At 60.3% G+C, this 496-nt stretch carries 1 protein-coding gene; it reads left to right on the plus strand.

The genetic code is table 11. From position 1 onward, the window contains the following. Positions 1–496, plus strand: a 496-nt coding sequence (locus ON38_RS06590) for an NAD-glutamate dehydrogenase domain-containing protein (protein ID WP_174372393.1), incomplete at both ends; no start/stop codon positions are given.

A 496-nucleotide genomic window follows, 5' to 3' on the forward strand; every position in this document is an offset into this window, starting at 1 on the left:
GTGCTGCCGCCGGAGCGGGTGGTGCGTCGTGATGGTGATGACACGTATTTGGTGGTGGCGGCGGATAAGGGTACGGCGACGTTTTCCGATATCGCGAATGATGTTGCGGGTCGGTATGGGTTCTGGTTGGGGGATGCGTTCGCGTCGGGTGGTTCGGCGGGGTATGACCACAAGGCGATGGGGATTACTGCGCGGGGGGCGTGGGAGAGTGTGAAGCGGCATTTCGCGGAGATGGGGGTGGATACTCAGTCGCAGGATTTCACTGTGGTGGGTGTGGGGGATATGAGTGGGGATGTGTTCGGTAACGGGATGTTGTTGTCGGAGCATATTCGGTTGGTGGCGGCGTTCGATCATCGTCATATTTTTTTGGATCCGGATCCGGATGCGGGGTCGTCGTTCGGTGAGCGGTCGCGGTTGTTCGGGTTGGCTCGGTCGAGTTGGGCCGATTATGATCGGTCGTTGATCAGTGCCGGTGGGGGCGTCTACGACCGCACCG

The sequence above is a fragment of the Nocardia testacea NBRC 100365 genome, assembly GCF_000308775.1.
In the GTDB taxonomy this organism is placed as follows: Bacteria; Actinomycetota; Actinomycetes; order Mycobacteriales; family Mycobacteriaceae; genus Nocardia; species Nocardia testacea.